General features: G+C 71.5%; 19 protein-coding genes and 1 riboswitch. Of the genes, 15 read left to right on the forward strand and 4 right to left on the reverse strand.

What is annotated here, in order from left to right:
• The first annotated feature begins 8 nt into the window (after positions 1 to 8).
• The 10 genes from FHG89_RS01245 to FHG89_RS34075 all read left to right on the forward strand — a co-directional run bounded on the left by FHG89_RS01245 (position 9) and on the right by FHG89_RS34075 (position 7168).
• The gene (locus tag FHG89_RS01245; protein ID WP_139582085.1) at positions 9 to 1019 is read left to right on the forward strand and encodes a DUF881 domain-containing protein; all 1011 of its coding nucleotides are present in this window, start codon (positions 9 to 11) and stop codon (positions 1017 to 1019) included.
• Between the two features lie 59 nt (positions 1020 to 1078).
• Positions 1079 to 1459 (forward strand): glycine cleavage system protein GcvH, encoded by a 381-nt coding sequence (gene gcvH / locus FHG89_RS01250; protein WP_139582086.1) that lies wholly within the window; start codon positions 1079 to 1081, stop codon positions 1457 to 1459.
• 214 nt (positions 1460 to 1673) lie between these two features.
• Positions 1674 to 2126, forward strand: coding sequence for an oxoglutarate dehydrogenase inhibitor Odhl (gene odhI / locus FHG89_RS01255; protein ID WP_007071101.1), 453 nt, complete (start codon positions 1674 to 1676; stop codon positions 2124 to 2126).
• A 50-nt stretch (positions 2127 to 2176) separates the two neighbouring features.
• The gene (gene ftsR, locus FHG89_RS01260) at positions 2177 to 2875 is read left to right on the forward strand and encodes a transcriptional regulator FtsR (protein WP_208760826.1); all 699 of its coding nucleotides are present in this window, start codon (positions 2177 to 2179) and stop codon (positions 2873 to 2875) included.
• Between the two features lie 184 nt (positions 2876 to 3059).
• On the forward strand, positions 3060 to 3524 hold the full coding sequence (locus FHG89_RS01265) for a bifunctional nuclease family protein (protein WP_007460347.1): 465 nt from the start codon (positions 3060 to 3062) through the stop codon (positions 3522 to 3524).
• A gap of 191 nt (positions 3525 to 3715) precedes the next feature.
• Positions 3716 to 4312, forward strand: a complete 597-nt coding sequence (locus FHG89_RS01270) for a MerR family transcriptional regulator (protein WP_139582089.1) — start codon at positions 3716 to 3718, stop codon at positions 4310 to 4312.
• A 355-nt stretch (positions 4313 to 4667) separates the two neighbouring features.
• Complete coding sequence (locus tag FHG89_RS01275; protein WP_139582091.1) at positions 4668 to 5066, forward strand: group I truncated hemoglobin; 399 nt, start codon at positions 4668 to 4670, stop codon at positions 5064 to 5066.
• 2 nt (positions 5067 to 5068) lie between these two features.
• Positions 5069 to 6250: a globin domain-containing protein gene (locus FHG89_RS01280; RefSeq protein ID WP_139582093.1), complete on the forward strand. Its 1182-nt coding sequence runs from the start codon at positions 5069 to 5071 to the stop codon at positions 6248 to 6250.
• Positions 6247 to 6948, forward strand: a complete 702-nt coding sequence (locus FHG89_RS01285; RefSeq protein WP_139582095.1) for a DivIVA domain-containing protein — start codon at positions 6247 to 6249, stop codon at positions 6946 to 6948. Before FHG89_RS01280 ends, FHG89_RS01285 begins: the two co-directional genes overlap by 4 nt.
• 91 nt (positions 6949 to 7039) lie before the next feature.
• Positions 7040 to 7168, forward strand: a complete 129-nt coding sequence (locus FHG89_RS34075; protein WP_280116044.1) for a hypothetical protein — start codon at positions 7040 to 7042, stop codon at positions 7166 to 7168.
• Between the two features lie 5 nt (positions 7169 to 7173).
• On the opposite strand, the gene FHG89_RS01295 is transcribed toward FHG89_RS34075, so the two are convergent.
• The gene (locus tag FHG89_RS01295; RefSeq protein WP_139582096.1) at positions 7174 to 7830 is read right to left on the reverse strand and encodes an SDR family oxidoreductase; all 657 of its coding nucleotides are present in this window, start codon (positions 7828 to 7830) and stop codon (positions 7174 to 7176) included.
• Between the two features lie 109 nt (positions 7831 to 7939).
• Here FHG89_RS01295 and FHG89_RS01300 point away from each other — a divergent pair, with 109 nt between their 5' ends.
• The 3 genes from FHG89_RS01300 (at position 7940) to gcvP (ending at position 12951) form a co-directional block, all read left to right on the forward strand.
• On the forward strand, positions 7940 to 9007 hold the full coding sequence (locus tag FHG89_RS01300) for a MerR family transcriptional regulator (protein WP_139582097.1): 1068 nt from the start codon (positions 7940 to 7942) through the stop codon (positions 9005 to 9007).
• Positions 9008 to 9047: 40 nt separating this feature from the next.
• On the forward strand, positions 9048 to 9893 hold the full coding sequence (locus tag FHG89_RS01305; protein WP_139582098.1) for an NAD-dependent protein deacetylase: 846 nt from the start codon (positions 9048 to 9050) through the stop codon (positions 9891 to 9893).
• Positions 9894 to 9956: 63 nt separating this feature from the next.
• A riboswitch (glycine riboswitch) is annotated at positions 9957 to 10055 on the forward strand.
• Positions 10056 to 10128: 73 nt separating this feature from the next.
• Positions 10129 to 12951 (forward strand): aminomethyl-transferring glycine dehydrogenase, encoded by a 2823-nt coding sequence (gene gcvP / locus FHG89_RS01310; protein WP_139582099.1) that lies wholly within the window; start codon positions 10129 to 10131, stop codon positions 12949 to 12951.
• Positions 12952 to 13056: 105 nt separating this feature from the next.
• On the opposite strand, the gene FHG89_RS01315 is transcribed toward gcvP, so the two are convergent.
• Positions 13057 to 13257: a DUF5999 family protein gene (locus tag FHG89_RS01315; protein WP_139582101.1), complete on the reverse strand. Its 201-nt coding sequence runs from the start codon at positions 13255 to 13257 to the stop codon at positions 13057 to 13059.
• Between the two features lie 123 nt (positions 13258 to 13380).
• Here FHG89_RS01315 and FHG89_RS01320 point away from each other — a divergent pair, with 123 nt between their 5' ends.
• Positions 13381 to 14568 (forward strand): chorismate-binding protein, encoded by a 1188-nt coding sequence (locus FHG89_RS01320; RefSeq protein ID WP_139582102.1) that lies wholly within the window; start codon positions 13381 to 13383, stop codon positions 14566 to 14568.
• A gap of 31 nt (positions 14569 to 14599) precedes the next feature.
• Entirely contained in the window at positions 14600 to 15109 is a 510-nt protein-coding gene (locus FHG89_RS01325; protein ID WP_139582104.1) for a peptide deformylase, read from the forward strand.
• 4 nt (positions 15110 to 15113) lie between these two features.
• Here FHG89_RS01325 and FHG89_RS01330 read toward each other — a convergent pair whose 3' ends face one another.
• Both FHG89_RS01330 and FHG89_RS01335 read right to left on the reverse strand, forming a co-directional pair.
• Entirely contained in the window at positions 15114 to 15884 is a 771-nt protein-coding gene (locus tag FHG89_RS01330; RefSeq protein ID WP_139582105.1) for a GNAT family N-acetyltransferase, read from the reverse strand.
• A partial coding sequence (locus FHG89_RS01335) for a TSUP family transporter (RefSeq protein ID WP_167517320.1) occupies positions 15884 to 16374 on the reverse strand: 491 nt, incomplete at its 5' end. The genes FHG89_RS01335 and FHG89_RS01330, both read right to left, overlap by 1 nt.

Consider the following 16374-nt stretch of genomic DNA (forward strand, 5'->3'; position numbering starts at 1 on the left):
TGGATGCGATGAGCGACGAGCAGACCGATACGGGGACGGGCTGGCCGCAGCCGGCGAGGCCGGTGCGTCCGGGTGGCCCGGCGGGTGAGCCGGATCCACGGCCGGATGCGCCGGATCCGGACGAGTTGAGTCCGCTCGCGCCGCAGGAGCCGGTGCCGCAGGAGCCGGTGCCGTCGGTGGACGAGCCGGGGGTGGCGCCGGTCGACGACAGTGCGACGGTGGACCTGGGCGGGGTGTCGCGGTCGGCCGAGTCGGCCCCCTCGGACGCGCGGCCGGTGCAGGACGCGGCGCCGGTGGTGGAGTCGCCGAAGCCGGCGGGTCGGTCCCGGTTGAGTACGGCCGGTGTGATGATCGTGGCGTTGCTGGCGTTGCTGGGTTTCACGCTCGTGGTGCAGTTGAAGACGACGTCGACGGATCCGACGTTGGGGGCGACGCGTCAGGAGGACCTGGTGCGGATCCTGTCGGACCTGGACGCGCGGGAGAGTCGCCTGCAGCAGGACATCCGGGCGTTGGAGGACAGTCAGCGGCAGTTGGCCTCGGGTGAGCAGGGTCGTCAGGCGGCGTTGGACGAGGCGACGCGGCGGGCGGACGAGTTGGGCATCCTGGCGGGGACGTTGCCGGCTGTGGGGCCCGGGTTGACGGTGCAGTTCTCCAGCGCTGGTAAGCCGATCTCGGCGGACCAGGTGTTGGACGCGGTGCAGGAGCTGCGGGGCGCGGGCGCGGAGGCGATGCAGATCTCCGGTGGTGACCGGGCGACGGTGCGGATCATCGCGTCGACGTTCTTCCTGGACGGGGGGAACGGGTCCTTGGTGGTGGAGGGGCGCCGGTTGGTGGGCCCGTTCACGATCACGGTGATCGGTGATCCGGCGACGATGCGTACGGCGTTGAACATTCCTGGTGGGGTGGTGGCGTCGGTCCGGGGTGACGGCGGTAACGTGACGTTTGGGGAGCGTGAGGTTGCCGAGGTTTCGGCGCTGCACGCGCCGATCAAGTTGGAACACGCCCGTCCGGTCTCCTGACCGGCGCGGCCGCGCCGGGCCCGGGTGGTCCGGGGCACGATGGATGAAGGACGCGTCTGGTGATTCCCGAGGATCTGCGATACACCGCCGAGCATGAGTGGGTGGCGGGTGACGGCACCGGTTCGGTTCGGGTCGGCATCACGCACTTCGCGCAGGACGCGTTGGGCGACATCGTGTACGTGCAGTTGCCCGAGGCGGGTGCGGTGGTCGCGGCTGGTGACTCGTTGGGTGAAATCGAGTCGACCAAGAGCGTGTCGGAGATCTACGCGCCGGTTGCCGGTACGGTGGCGGCGCGTAATGAGGCGTTGGGTGACACGCCGGAGCTGATCAACACGGATCCGTACGGTGCGGGTTGGTTGGTGGAGATCACTCCGAACGATCCGACGGCGACGGACGGGTTGCTGACGGCGGCTGCGTACCAGAAGATCACCGAAGGCTGAGTGTGCTTGATCCGGTGCGTGTGATGCCTGCGCGCGTCCGGTTGCCCTGCATTTCGGCGCTGGCTAGGCTCGCCCAGTCGACCGAGAACCCAATAGTTGAGCGTTGCGGAATTGCCTTCCCGGGCACGGGGAGCCAGCCGCCGGGTGTGCATGTGCCCGGCGGCCAGACCCGCCATTACCCGACGCCGACCGAACAGATCCGTGAGGTGGTCCCATGACGCGCCCAGACGACGAGTTCCCCCCGCTCGACGTCACTTCGACGCTCAATCTCGGTTCGCTCGACGAAGTGCTGGAGGGGCCGGACACCGATGTGGTGCCGAGCCGGATGTCCGGTTCGTTGCCGCCGGGTATGGCGCTGCTGGTGGTTCGTCGCGGACCGAATGCGGGTGCCCGGTTCCTGTTGGACCACGATGTGACGACGAGTGGCCGGCATCCGGACAGTGACATCTTCCTCGACGATGTGACGGTGTCGCGTCGGCACGCGGAGTTCCACCGCGATGGTGGGACGTTCACGGTGCGGGACGTGGGCAGCCTGAACGGCACGTACGTGAATCGTGAGCGGGTCGAGGCGGCCACGTTGAGCAATGGTGACGAGGTTCAGATCGGTAAGTTCCGGGTGGTGTTCATCGCCGGTCCGCGCCCGGAGGAGGAGGCCGGCCGGGGGTGAACGAGCCTGCGGCCTCCACGCCACCCGGGGCGGCCCGGTCCCAGCCGCTGATGAGCATCGGTGAGGTGCTGGGTCAGTTGCGGGTGGATTTCCCGGACACGACGATTTCGAAGTTGCGGTTCCTTGAGGCCGAGGGTCTGGTGGAGCCGCAGCGGACGGCGGCGGGTTACCGGAAGTACAGCTGGGACGACGTGGCGCGGTTGCGGTTTGTGCTGACCGCGCAGCGGGACAGGTATCTGCCGTTGCGGGTGATCCGTGAGCAGTTGGCCCAGTGGGATTCGTCCGGTGAGCAGCCGGGGCGTGCGCGGCCGGCGTTGGTCGCGGTGGGTCCCGATGGTGAGGTGCCGGGTCGTGAGTCGCCGGAGCCGGCCGAGTCGCAGGTGCGGCTCGGCCGGGCGGATCTGGTGGCGCGCAGCGGGATCGACGAGTCGACGTTGGTGGAGCTGGAGCGGCTCGGTGTGCTGGTGCCGGATCCGCCGGGGTGGTATGACGCGGATGCGTTGATCATCGCGTCGGCGGTTGCGGGGTTGGCGGCGTACGGGTTGGAGCCGCGGCATCTGCGGGGTTATCGGACGGCGGCGGACCGGGAGGTCGGTTTGTTCGCGCAGTTGGTGGCGCCGTTGGTGCGGCAGAGTGATCCGGCGGCGCGGGCGCGGGCTGCGGAGACGGCGCGGGAGTTGGCGGCGTTGTCGGAGCAGTTGCACGCGGCGTTGGTGCGGGTGGGTCTGCGGTCGACGTTGGGTCGGTGACGGGGGCCTCGGTGGGCGGCGGCGGAGCGGAAAGATCTCTTTCCGGAAGCGTGCCGTAGGCTTGCCGGGGTAACCCCTTCCTGCGCGGGCGTGGTGCTGTAGCGCATGGGACGACCGTGTCGCGGTCCGTGTACGGTGCAGGGAAGGGCGCGGTGCGTAGGTTGACGACGACACGGAGGCGGCGGTGCGCGAGCTGAGCGTGGTCGGAGTTCGGGTGGAGCTGCCCAGCAACCAGCCGATCGTCCTGCTCAGGGAGGTCGAGGGGGACCGCTATCTGCCGATCTGGATCGGCGCGGTCGAGGCCACGGCTATCGCCTATGAGCAGCAGGGGGTCAAGCCTGCCCGGCCGTTGACGCATGATCTTTTGCGGGACGTGTTGGCGGCGTTGCAGGCGCCGTTGCAGGCGGTGGAGATCACTGAGCTCAAGGAGAATGTCTTCTACGCGGATCTGTTGATCGGCGATGGGGTGCGGGTGTCGGCGCGTCCGAGCGATTCGATCGCGTTGGCGTTGCGTGTCGGGGCGCCGATTCGTTGTGCGGAGCAGGTCCTCAGTGAGGCGGGGATCGTGATCCCGGACGAGCAGGAGGACGAGGTGGAGAAGTTCCGCGAGTTCCTGGAGCAGGTGCGTCCGGAGGATTTCGCGGGCTGATCGGTTCTGCTCGTGCGCCGGTGTCACCGAGGGTGACGCCGGCGTGTGGTTGGTGATCTTTCTCGGTGGCTGCGCGGCGTGTCGCGTCGGTTCCTCCGTGGTAACCCCTGAGGGTGGCGATAGGGTTGCCGTGTCGAGGGGTGCGCGTCCCGGAAACGACGCGTCGCCGCACAGACGGGGAGGTTGTCCGGATGCATGAGCCGCAGGATCCTGATCCGGGTACACAGTTGGGGGGGCCGGGTGCCTCGTCGCCGGCTTCGGCGGCTGAGGGTGACGGCTCGGTGGGCTACCGGGGTGTGACGGCGTGCCACGCGGTGGGCATCAGTTACCGGCAGCTGGATTACTGGGCGCGGACGACGCTTGTGGTGCCGAGCGTTCGGGACGCGTCGGGTTCGGGGACGCAACGGTTGTACTCGTTCCGGGACCTGGTGGTGTTGAAGGTCGTGAAGCGGTTGTTGGACGCGGGGGTGTCCCTGCAGAACATCCGTAAGGCGATCGAGGCGCTGCGGTCGCGTGGTGTGGAGGATCTGGCCGGGATCACCCTGATCTCCGATGGGACGACGGTGTACGAGTGCCGGTCCCCGGAGGAGGTGGTCGACCTGTTGCAGGGTGGTCAGGGTGTCTTCGGTATCGCGATCGGTGGGGCGTTCAAGGAGATCCAGGGGTCGTTGTCGCATCTGCCGGCGGAGCCGGCGGCGAGTGGTCCGGCGGAGCCCGTGGTGGAGCCGGAGTCGGATCCGGTGGGTGACGAGTTGGCGGCGCGGCGGGCGCGGCGGCGGGCGGGCTGAGCGTCGGTTCCGGGTTGTGGACTCGCCCGGTTTTGGGTCCGCTTTTTGGTGGCGCCGGTTGGTGACGGTGGGTCAGCGTGGCCGGCGTGGCGCGAATCCGCAGGGTGGCGTGTCCTTTGTGGATGACTCTGGGTGCCGTCCTGGTGGCCGCCTGTGGATGGTGAATCGGGTTGCGGTGACGGTGTGCGCTGGCGTTCTGTCGGGAAACCGATAGGGGGGCGCTGACCGGAGACCGTCGACACGCTATGGTCCGTCACGGTCCCCGGTGTGTCGCCGTGGCACGACGGTGTCGTCCGGGTGGGCCGTTGCCCCTCCGCGCCGACGCCGCGCGCCCCTCACCTCGGAAGGAAAGACCGTGACGGTTACGGAAGAAACCGCTCCCGCTTCGCACTACGACCGCATCGGCGGTGCCAGTTCGGTCAAGGCGGCCGTCGATCTGTTCTACGGTCGGGTGCTCGCCGATCCGGAGTTGGCGGGTTACTTCACCACTGTGGACATGGTGGGTCAGCGGCGGCACCTGACGTTGATGTTGACGGTGGTGCTGGGTGGGCCGAACGAGTACGCCGGTCGCGGGTTGGCCGAGGCTCATCAGCCGCTGAACATTCCGGTGGAGCACTACGTGAAGGTGGGTGGGCACCTGACCGCGACGCTCACCGAGCTGGGTGTGCCTGCCGACATTCTGGCGCACGTGCAGACGGTGCTGGGTGAGGTGCAGGACCAGGTCGTGGCCTCCGGGAACCGTCCGGGCGTCTGAGCGTGGACGCGGCCCGACTCAAGCAGAGTTGGTCCCTGGTCACCGAACAGGGTGACCAGGTGCCGCTCTATTTCTATTCGACCTTGTTCCTGGCCCATCCCGAGACGCGGCAGATGTTCCCCACGAACATGGCGGGGCAGCGCGACCGTCTCGTGACCGCGTTGGGGCACATCGTGTCCAACGTGGACCAGGTGGATCAGCTGGTGGGCTTCCTGCAGGACCTCGGCGCGGATCACCGCAAGTTCACGGTGCGCGCCGAGCATTACCCGGCCGTGGGTGAGGCGTTGCTGGCGACGTTGCAGCATTTCCTGGCCGAGCAGTGGACCGAGGAGTTGGCGCAGGACTGGGCGGCCGCGTACGGGTTGGTCGCGCAGGTGATGACCGAGGCCGCGCAGGCCGCCGAGGCGGTGAATCCGCCGTGGTGGGTGGCGGAGATCGTGGCGCACGAGCGGCGGGCGTTCGACGTGGCGGTGTTGACGGTGCGTCCGCAGTACCTGTTGCCGTTCACGGCCGGGCAGTCGATCGGGGTGTCGCATCCGTCGGTGCGGTCGTGGCGGTACTACTCGCCGGCCAACGCGCCGCGTTCGGACGGCACGTTGGAGTTGCATGTGCGGGCCGCGCCGGGTGGCGCGGTGTCCTCACGGCTGGTGTACGGGTCGTCGGTGGGCGATCGGATCCACCTGGCGGCGCCGGTGGGGGACCGGCTGGGGTTGTGGGCGGCGGGTTCGAGCGATCTGCTGCTGGTGGCCTCCGGTACCGGTTGGGCGCCGGTGAAGGCGTTGGTGGAGCAGGTCGCCGCGGAGGGTTCACGCCGTCGGGTGGATCTGTACGTGGGTGCGCGGTCGCGCAGCGAGTTCTACGACAGCGACGCGATCGACAAGTTGGCGTCGTCGTACCCGTGGTTGACGGTGACCTACGTGGTGGGCGCCGACGGGGCCCGGCCGGGGGAGTTCGTGCACGCGGTGGACCGGGCGCTGGCCGACGGTGACTGGCGGTCCCGGCACGTGTACGTGTGCGGGTCGGACGAGATGGTTTCGCACGCGGCGCAGGCGTTGGCTCGGGCGGGTTACCACCCGGGTCAGGTGCATCACGAGGGCCTGGGCAAACAGTGGTACGGCCCGGCTTGGCGGACGGCGGTGGATCAGTCGACCGTCGGTGACACTTCCGGAGGTGGGCTCAGGTGAGCGCGACGCCGATCAGTCGGTACGACGGTGTGCAGGTGTCCGGTGGGGTGCAGGTCCGGATGACCGCGGACCGGGTGCGGCGGTGGGAGTTCGGTACGGCGCCGTTCGCGCGGCGCGGTTACGACAACGCCGACGTGGACCGGTTCCGGGTGCAGGTGGCTGACGAGTTGGATCTGCTGGCGACGCAGATCGCGACTCTGCGGGCGGAGAACGAGCGGCTCACCGACCGAGTGGAGCTGCACCGGCACGGGGTGATTCCGAGCGCGGGTAACGCCGCGGCGAAGGCTCCGGCGGCGAAGGAGGTGAATCTGCTCTCCGCGGCGCAGCGGGAGGCGGAGCAGATCATCGCGCAGGCGCACGACTACGCGCGGCGGGTCGCCGAGTACGCGCGGATGCAGTACGAGAGTTACATGCGCGCCGCGGCGGAGGAGGCGAAGCAGGAGGCCGAGCGGGCTGTGGCGGATTACCGCAGTTCGGCCGGTGCGAGCTTCGACGACACGGTGGCGACGCGGGAGGCGTTGCGGATCTTCGGGGAGATGATGGTGTCGCACATGCAGGCGGCGGCGCGGCATCTCGACGACGGCAGTGAGCAGTTGGCGCGCACGATGGATCGGATCGCGAAGGAGACGCCGGGTGCGCCGTTCGTCGCGGGTGCGGCTGCGGGGCAGGCGGCGTTGCCGCGGCACCACCAGCGGTGACCGCCGGGGTGGGGTCCGCCGTCGGGCGGGTCCCACCCCGTTGCCGCCGAGCTCGGGGCCCGGTTCGTCCATCAGGTTCAACGTTGTCGACGTGACCGCTGCCTTCGGCGTCGGACGGCCGGTGGAGGAGAGCGCCCGGGTCGTCGTCCGTCTGGCCACCCTCGACGCGACAGGTCCGACCGGCGCCGTGCAGGACGAGGCAGGACAGCTGCCCTGGTGAGCTGGTCAGCCGGTGGCGGCGCGGACGGCCTCGACGATCGGCGTGGGCCCGTTGACGAGCTCCAGGGTCGCGCCGGCGGTGCGTGGCTCGTCGAGCAGCGCGGCGAGGACGTGGGCGACGTCGGCGCGGGTGACCGCACCCCGCCCGGCGTGGCGGGTGAGGGTGACGTGTCCGGTGGGCGGGTCGTCGGTGAGCCGCCCGGGTCGCAGGACCGTCCAGTCCAGGTCGCGGGCGCGCAGGTCGTCCTCGGCGGCCCGCTTGGCGAGCAGGTACGCCGCCCACACCTCGTCGGTGCCGGCCGCGGGCGGGTCGTCCACGCCCATCGAGGAGACCAGCAGGTAGCGGCGGACACCGGCGTGGGTGGCGGCGTCGGCGAGCAGCGCGGCAGCGCGGCGGTCGACGGTGTCCTTGCGGGCGGCGCCGCTGCCGGGGCCCGCGCCGGCGGCGAAGATCACCGCGTCGGCTCCGTCGAGGTGCGCGGCGAGGTCGGTGACGTCGGTGTTCTCCAGGTCGCAGACGACGGGGGTGGCGCCGGCGGCGCGCAGCGCGTCGGCCTGGGCGGGGTTGCGGATCAGGCCGACGGCGGTGTCACCGCGCTCGGCGAGGTGACGTTCCAGCAGCAGGGCGATCTTGCCGTGGCCTCCGGCGATGACGACACGCATGCGTCCCAACCTACCGGTGCTCGCGGTCGCCGAGCTTGACCTTGACCTTTGGGTAACCCCCAGTCTGGTGCCCGCCGGTCGCCGTGACCGGCACGAGGAGGATGCCGACATGGGGTTGTTGACCATCGGGGCGTTCGCCCGGGCGGCGGGGCTGACGCCCAAGGCGTTGCGCCTGTACGACCAGGTGGGGGTGCTGGCACCGGCCGCGGTCGATCCGGAGTCCGGATACCGGCTCTACGACCGGGAGCAGGTGCCGCTGGCTCGTCTGGTGGCGCAGCTGCGTCGCATCGGGATGCCGTTGGCGACGGTCCGCACCGTGTGCGCGCTGGAGCCCGCGGCGGCCGCGGAGGTGATCACCGCGTACTGGCGGCAGGTCACCGTCGACACCGCGGCCCGGGCGCGGGTCGCCGCCGTCCTCGTGGATCACCTGTCTCAAGGGGGTACCACCGTGTCTGATTCGAACCACACCCTTGCGGTGCGCTGTGCCGCCGGTTGCGACGTCGGCGTGGTGCGCGACAGCAACGAGGACGCCGCGTACGCCGGTGAACGGTTGCTCGCCGTCGCCGACGGCATGCGGGGACCTGGTGGCGCTGCCGCCAGCGCCGCGGCCATCGACGCACTGCGGGCGTTGGAGCTGACCGACGTGCCGGCGGTCGACCTGCTGGCTATGCTGGCCGGTGCGGTGACCGACGCCGACGCCACCGTGCGTGCCCTGGCGACCGACGAGCATCAGCCGGCCACCACGCTGACCGCACTGCTGCGCAGCGGCTCGCAGCTCGCGCTTGTGCACATCGGTGACACCCGGGCGTACCTGCTGCGCGGCGGTGAGCTGTCACTGCTCACCCAGGACCACACCTGGGTGCAGGCTCAGGTCGATCAGGGCAGGCTCAGCCGGGACGAGGCGGAGGTGCATCCGCGGCGTGCGGTGCTGGTACGCGCTCTGGGAGGCGGCCCGCGCGTCGAGGCGGATCTCGCGCTTCGCACGGCCCTGCCGGGTGATCGGTACCTGCTGTGCTCCGACGGGTTGTCCGCTGTCGTCGACCGGTCCGCCCTGCGCGAGACGCTGGGCGCGGCGACCGACCCGGCGCACACGGTGCGGGAGCTGATCGCTGCGGCGACGGCGGCGGGCGCGCCGGACAACATCGCCTGCGTCGTCGCCGACGTCGTCGCGGTGTAGCAGTTGGCCGCCGCCGGGAGCGTTGAGGCAGCATGAAGGGGTGACGGAGAGCCTGGACGCGTTGATCTCGCTGGTGGCCGGCGGTCGGGTGGTGGTGCTCAGCGGGGCGGGCCTGTCCACCGAGTCGGGTATCCCGGACTACCGGGGGCCCAGTGGGGTGGCCCGCCGCCACACCCCGATGACGTTCCAGGCGTTCACCCGTGATCCGGTCGCCCGGCGGCGGTACTGGGCGCGCAGCCACCTGGGGTGGCGGTTGATCGCCCGGGCGGCGCCGAACGCCGGGCACCGGGCGGTGGCGCGGCTGCAACAGGCCGGCCTGGTCGACGCGGTGATCACCCAGAACGTCGACGGGTTGCACGGCGCGGCCGGCAGCGGGTCGGTCGTCGAGTTGCACGGCCGCCTCGACGAGGTGACCTGCCTGGACTGCGGCAACCTGACCTCCCGGGAGGAGGTGGACCGGCGGCTGCGCGAGGCCAACCCGGACTTCGTGGCCCGGGTCGCCGCGGTCAACCCGGACGGTGATGTTGATCTCCCCGATGAGCAGGTGGCGGCGTTCCGGCCGGTGGACTGCGGGATCTGCGGCACCGGCATGTTGAAACCCGACGTGGTGTTCTTCGGCGAGACGGTGCCGCCGCAGCGGGTGGCGCGGTGCTTCGCGCTGGTGGAGCAGGCCCGGGCGGTGCTGGTGCTCGGCTCGTCGTTGACGGTGATGTCGGGTCGCCGGTTCGTGATTCACGCGGCGAAACGCGACATTCCGGTGGCGATCGTCAACCAGGGGCCGACCCGTGGTGACGGGTACGCCACGGTGTGCGTCGACGCGCCGCTGGGGTCGCTGCTGCCGGTGGTGGCCGAGCGGGTCGCCGGCGGCGTCCCCGCGCGGGCGTGACAGCCACCCGGGGGTAGGACATCTGCCGGAAACGCCGGCGCTGGTAGCGTTGACCATGCCGGTAGCACCCACGTGGGAGAGACCGCCCGACAGCACCCGGGGCGGCGCCGAAGGGGCAAATCCTCCCCGGAACCTCTCAGGCAAAAGGACCTCGTGGGCAGGCACTGTGGAGCACCCCTGTGGGGTGCGACAGAGGGGGAGGCCGACACGTCGACCTCGCCCGGGAGTGCCGCCAATGAGCGTAGAGCAGTTCGCCACCCGTCACATCGGTCCCGGACCGGACGACGAGCGCCGCATGCTGGAGGTCGTCGGGCACGACTCGATCGACGAGCTGATGGACGCCGCGATCCCCGAGGTGATCCGCTGGCACGGCACCCTGGACCTGCCCGATCCGGCCACCGAGGCCGAGGCGATCGCCGAGCTGCGGGCCCTCGCGGCCCGCAACACCGTCGCCGTCTCCATGATCGGCCTGGGCTACCACGGCACGCACACCCCGGCGGTGATCCGCCGCAACGTCCTCGAAGACCCGGCCTGGTACACGGCGTACACCCCGTACCAGCCGGAGATCAGCCAGGGCCGCCTGGAGGCGCTGCTGAACTTCCAGACCATGGTCACCGACCTGACCGGGCTGGCCACCGCGAACGCCTCGATGCTCGACGAGGGCACCGCCGCGGCGGAGGCGATGACCCTCGCGCGGCGGGCGTCCAAGAGCAAACGCCCGGTGTACGTCGTCGACGCCGACGCGCTGCCGCAGACCATCGCCGTGATCACCAGTCGGGCCGAGCCGCTCGGCATCGAGGTGCGGGTCGTCGACGTCGACCGTGACGAGCTGCCGCAGGAGTTCTTCGGCCTGCACCTGCAGTACCCGGGCGCGTCCGGGGCGGTCCGCGACCACGCGACGCTCATCGAGACCGCGCACGCCGTCGGAGCCCTGGTCACCGTGGCGGCGGACCTGCTGGCGTTGACGCTGCTGCGCGCGCCGGGGGAGATCGGCGCGGACATCGCCGCCGGCACCACCCAACGGTTCGGCGTACCCATGGGCTTCGGTGGGCCGCACGCCGGCTACCTGGCGGTGCGCTCGGGCCTGGAGCGGATGCTGCCCGGACGGCTCGTCGGGGTGTCCCGCGACGCGGACGGCAACCCGGCGTACCGGTTGGCGTTGCAGACCCGGGAGCAGCACATCCGGCGGGAGAAGGCGACAAGCAACATCTGCACCGCGCAGGTGCTGCTCGCGGTGATGGCCGGCATGTACGCCGTCTACCACGGCCCGGACGGGCTGCGGGACATCGCGGCGCGTACCCATGCCATGGCGGCGCGGCTCGCGGCCGGGTTGCGCGCCGGCGGCGTGGACGTCGCGGATGTCGCGTTCTTCGACACCGTCACCGCGCGCGTGCCGGGCCGGGCCGCCGAGGTGGTCGCGGCGGCCGCCGAGCGCGGGGTGAACCTACGGCTGGTCGACGCCGACCGGGTGGGGATGTCCTGCGACGAGGCGACCACCGACGCGCACCTTCAGGCGGTGTGGGCGGCGTTCGGCGTGCCCGCGTTCGACGGCGCCGGGGACGCGGCCCTGCCGGCCGACCTGGCCCGGACGACCGACTTTTTGACCCACCCGGTGTTCCGTGGCCATCACTCCGAGACGGCGATGCTGCGGTACCTGCGGCGGCTGTCGGACTTCGACTACGCCCTGGACCGGGGCATGATCCCGCTGGGCTCGTGCACGATGAAGCTGAACGCGACCACCGAGATGGAGCCGGTGAGCTGGGCGGAGTTCGCGCACATCCACCCGTTCGCGCCGGACTCCCAGACCGCCGGGTACCGGGAGATGATCGGTCAGCTGGAGTCGTGGCTGGCCGAGGTGACCGGCTACGACGCGGTGAGCGTGCAGCCCAACGCCGGGTCGCAGGGTGAGCTGGCCGGCCTGCTGGCCATCCGCTCCTACCACGCGTCGCGGGGCGAGCCGCACCGCGACGTGTGCCTGATCCCGTCGTCGGCGCACGGCACCAACGCGGCCAGCGCGGTGATGGCCGGCATGCGGGTCGTCGTGGTGGCCTGCGACGACGACGGCAACGTCGACCTCGTCGACCTCGACGCGAAGATCGACAAGCACCGGGACGCGCTCGCCGCGATCATGGTGACGTACCCGTCGACGCACGGCGTGTACGAGACCGGCATCGCGTCGCTGTGCGCGAAGGTCCACGACGCCGGCGGGCAGGTGTACGTCGACGGGGCGAACCTCAACGCCCTGGTCGGGTTCGCGAAGCCCGGCAAGTTCGGCGCGGACGTGTCGCACCTGAACCTGCACAAGACGTTCTGCATCCCGCACGGCGGTGGCGGCCCGGGTGTGGGACCGGTGGCGGTTCGCGCGCACCTCGCGCCGTTCCTGCCCGGTGACCCGCTGGGCGCGCACGCCGACGCGACGCCGGCGATCTCGGCGGCGAAGTACGGGTCGGCGGGGATCCTGCCGATCCCGTGGGCGTACCTGCGGATGATGGGCGCGCAGGGGCTGACCCGGGCGACCGGCGTCGCGGTCCTCGCGGCGAACTACGTGGCGGCGCGGCTGCGGGGGCACTTCGGCGTGCTGTACGCCGGCAACAAGGGCCTGGTGGCGCACGAGTGCATCCTGGACCTGCGGCCGTTGACGAAGGCGACCGGCGTGAGCGTCGACGATGTGGCCAAGCGGCTGATCGACTACGGCTTCCACGCGCCGACGATGTCGTTCCCGGTGGCGGGGACGCTGATGGTGGAGCCGACCGAGAGTGAGGACCTGGCCGAGCTGGACCGGTTCTGCGACGCGATGATCGCGATCCGCGCGGAGATCGAGCAGGTGGCGTCGGGGCAGTGGCCGGCGGGGGACAACCCCCTGGCCAACGCGCCGCACACCGCGGCGATGGTCAGCGGTGACGAGTGGCCGCACGCGTACCCGCGGTCGGTGGGCGCGTACCCGGCCGGGGTGGACCGGGCGGGGAAGTACTGGCCGCCGGTGCGGCGCATCGACGGCGCGTACGGCGACCGGAACCTGGTCTGTTCGTGCCCGTCGCCGGAGGCGTTCGAGGACTGACAACGGACGGGCGCGCCGGGGCGGACGGGATGGGCCGCCCCGGCAGCCGCTGCGACCTGGACGAGCCCGGTCGACGGCGGCTGGACGGTGACGCTGAGTGGTCGATCAGGCCACGAGGGCGTGACGGGCGGGGCCGCGGTGCGGGGCGATGCTGCTGCCGTCGGGGAGAAGCTCGCCGGTGTCCTCGAAGACGATGACACCGTTGCAGAGCAGGCTCCAGCCCTGTTCAGGAAAGCAGGCGAGGACGCGGGCGGCTTCGCGGTCGGTCGCTGCGGCGGAGGGGCAGGTCGGTTGGTGCTGGCACATCGGGTTCTCCGGACTGTGGGGGCACTGTGTCATGGTTCACATGACCAGTGACGCACAGTACCAAGCGAAAGTGTCCAGCATCGAGCAGGTGTCGGCTTGGCGTACGGGAAATCCACTGAACGGATGAGGAAGATCGGACCATACGGCGTGGAAACGCTCCCACAGGTGCTGGTCGATGCACCCGCGACGCCGCCCGGTTGCCGCGGCACCCTCGTCGAACGGGCCCGCCTGCACTGGCGCCGCGCCGACGGCGGTGACCCCGCCGCGCTCGCCGAGGAGTTCCTCGCCGCGCACGGCGTGGCCCTGCACGACCTGGCCCGACCCGCGCCGCACGGCGCACGCGTCTGCGGCGCCGCCCTCTACCTCTCCGCCGCCGCCGGGGCGCAACTGGCCGGCGCACCCACCACGACGCCCGAACCCGCGCCGACCCTGCCCGACCTCGCCGTCGTCGTCTACCACCACGGCCCCACCCGCAGCGCCCGGCCCCCCGCGGCGACGCCCTGGTGGCTCGGCCCGTGGACCGAGAGCTGGACCCCCGAGCAGCACGCCGCCGCCGTCGACGCCGTACGCGCTGCCATCGGCCGCGGCGACGTCTACCAGACAAACCTCGTCGGCCACGCCGCCGCCCGCTACACCGGCGACCCGCTGCCCGCCCTGCGCCGCCTCGGCGCGCTCCCCGGCGCCCGCTACGGCGGCGTGCTCACCGGCGACAACTGGGCCATCGGCTGCGCCTCCCCGGAAACCCTCATCGAGGTCCGCGACGGCACCCTGACCACCCGACCCATCAAGGGCACCCGCCCCGCCACCGCCGCCGGCCGCGCCGAACTGCTCGACAGCGCCAAGGAACGCGCCGAACACATCATGATCGTCGACCTGGAACGCAACGACCTGGCCCGCATCGCCCGCACCGGCACCGTCACCGTCGACGACCTGTTCGCCGTACGCCGCTGGTGCGACCTGTGGCAGGCCGAATCGACAGTCCGCGCCGCCGCCGCCGACGGCCTCGGCCTGGCCGACCTGCTGCGCGCCACCTGCCCCGGCGGTTCGGTGACCGGCGCGCCGAAACTCGCCGCGCTGCGCCAGGTCGCCGCCCTCGAACCCGTCGGCCGGGGCGCCAGCATGGGTGCGCTCGGCTGGGTCGCCCCCGACCACGTCGACCTCGGCCTGACCATCCGCACCGCCGCCGCCGACGGCGAGAAACTGCACACCTGGGCCGGCGGCGGCATCACCTGGGACAGCGACGCGCGCGCCGAGGTCGCCGAGGCCGCCGCGAAGACCACCCCCATCCGCGCCACCCTGGCCGGACGCTGACCCCGGCACCGGCGGCGATACGCTGACCCCCATGACCATGCGGCCCATCCGGATCATCGGCGACCCCGTCCTGCGCACCGAATGCGAGCCGGTCACCACCTTCGACGCCGAGCTACGCTCCCTGGTCACCGACCTGATGGACACCCTGCTCGGCGCGCCCGGACGCGCCGGAGTCGCCGCACCGCAGATCGGCGTCAGCGCCCAGGTGTTCGTCTACGACGCCGACGGGCACCGCGGCCACCTCATCAACCCCACCCTGGAACTCTCCGACGACCTCCAGGACGACGAGGAGGGCTGCCTGTCCATCCCCGGGCTGTACTTCCCGACCGCCCGCGCCCTGCACGCCACCGCCCACGGCGTGGACCAGAACGGCGAACCACTGAGCATCAGCGGCAGCGGCTTTCTCGCCCGCGCCCTGCAACACGAGACCGACCACCTGCACGGCACCCTCTACGTCGACACGCTGCGCGGCGACACCCGCCGCCGCGCCCTGCGCGAGATCCGCGCCGGCCGCTTCGACTCACCCAGCCGCCGCCGCTGACCCGCTACCGGGCCGTCAACGTCCACTCCTCGTAGTCCGCGAACCGGGTGAACCCCACCCGCTCGTACAGGCGCACCGCCGCCGCGTTGTCCGCCTTCACGTTCAACGTCACGTGCGTGACGCTCTCGCGCAGACGCGCGCACAACGCCGCCACCACCGCAGCGCCCAGCCCCCGACCCCGCCACAACGGATGCGTCGTGACGTTGCCCAGGGCCGCCACCCGGTACACCGGCGAGAACACGTGCACCCCGGCCACCGCCACCAGCTCACCGCCCTCACGGACCCCCAGGTACTGCCCGGTCTCCAGCATCCGCTCGTCGAACCAGTTACCGGGATACGCCCGCGCGTACAACTCCCGCAGCCCCGGCAGGTCCGCCGATTCCAGCGGCACACCCGCCCGCGGCACCGCCGCCAGCCGGGCCGGGTCCGTCAACGCCATCCGGTGGTGCCGGCCACCGGCGTCCAACCGGAACGTCCCCGCCAGGGCGTCGGTCAGCCCGGGGGAGAGGTGCGCGTACAGCCGCACCGGCAGCACCGGCGCCAGGTCGGCCAGCAACACCCCCAGCGCCGCCGTGTCCGCCGGCGCGGCGAACGCCAGCAACGTCGGCGGATCCACCCCGTGGTACAGCAACGCGACCTGCTCACCCCGGCGAAACCACGACGTGTACGGCCAGAAGAAGTCGTCCAGGTCACCCAACTGGTAGGCGTGCAGCACCGGATCACGCCCCAGCAACCGCGCCAGGACCGCCCGGTCGTGCTCGGCCCGCACCGCCATCAGCGGGCCACCCACTGGTCGTGGCCGAGCTTCGCCACCAACGCCACGACCACCACCAGCAGCACCACCCGCACGAACCCCGACCCGCGCCGCAACGCCATCCGCGCCCCCAGCACCGCGCCGGCGATGTTGCACAGCGCCATGCCCGCGCCCAGCAGCCACCACACGTGCCCGGTCACCCCGAACACCACGAGCGCACCCAGGTTCGTGCCCGCGTTGACGACCTTCGCCATCGCCGAACCGTGCACGAAATCCGCACCCACCAGCGCGGTGAACGCCAACACCAGGAACGTGCCCGTGCCCGGACCGATCAGACCGTCGTACAGGGCGATACCCACCCCGGCCACCGCGACCACCGCCGCCACCCGCACCGGGGTCCGCCTCGCCGGCACCGCCACCACACCCAACCGGGGACGCAGCAGCACGAACACCGCCACCGCCACCAACACCACAAGCACCACCGGCCGGTACGCCGACGCCGGCACCGCCC

This window comes from Micromonospora orduensis, assembly GCF_006228125.1.
In the GTDB taxonomy this organism is placed as follows: Bacteria; Actinomycetota; Actinomycetes; order Mycobacteriales; family Micromonosporaceae; genus Micromonospora; species Micromonospora orduensis.

What these genes read in the sequence shown, in the direction of transcription:
- FHG89_RS01300 (WP_139582097.1), top strand. Translation starts at nt 7,940, where the DNA reads ATGGGGTTGTTGACCATCGGGGCGTTCGCCCGGGCGGCGGGGCTGACG.
- odhI (WP_007071101.1), top strand. Translation starts at nt 1,674, where the DNA reads ATGACGCGCCCAGACGACGAGTTCCCCCCGCTCGACGTCACTTCGACG.
- gcvP (WP_139582099.1), top strand. Translation starts at nt 10,129, where the DNA reads ATGAGCGTAGAGCAGTTCGCCACCCGTCACATCGGTCCCGGACCGGAC.
- FHG89_RS01295 (WP_139582096.1), bottom strand. Translation starts at nt 7,830, where the DNA reads ATGCGTGTCGTCATCGCCGGAGGCCACGGCAAGATCGCCCTGCTGCTG.
- ftsR (WP_208760826.1), top strand. Translation starts at nt 2,177, where the DNA reads ATGAGCATCGGTGAGGTGCTGGGTCAGTTGCGGGTGGATTTCCCGGAC.
- FHG89_RS01245 (WP_139582085.1), top strand. Translation starts at nt 9, where the DNA reads ATGAGCGACGAGCAGACCGATACGGGGACGGGCTGGCCGCAGCCGGCG.
- FHG89_RS01315 (WP_139582101.1), bottom strand. Translation starts at nt 13,257, where the DNA reads ATGTGCCAGCACCAACCGACCTGCCCCTCCGCCGCAGCGACCGACCGC.
- FHG89_RS01325 (WP_139582104.1), top strand. Translation starts at nt 14,600, where the DNA reads ATGACCATGCGGCCCATCCGGATCATCGGCGACCCCGTCCTGCGCACC.
- FHG89_RS01270 (WP_139582089.1), top strand. Translation starts at nt 3,716, where the DNA reads ATGCATGAGCCGCAGGATCCTGATCCGGGTACACAGTTGGGGGGGCCG.
- FHG89_RS01330 (WP_139582105.1), bottom strand. Translation starts at nt 15,884, where the DNA reads ATGGCGGTGCGGGCCGAGCACGACCGGGCGGTCCTGGCGCGGTTGCTG.
- FHG89_RS01320 (WP_139582102.1), top strand. Translation starts at nt 13,381, where the DNA reads ATGAGGAAGATCGGACCATACGGCGTGGAAACGCTCCCACAGGTGCTG.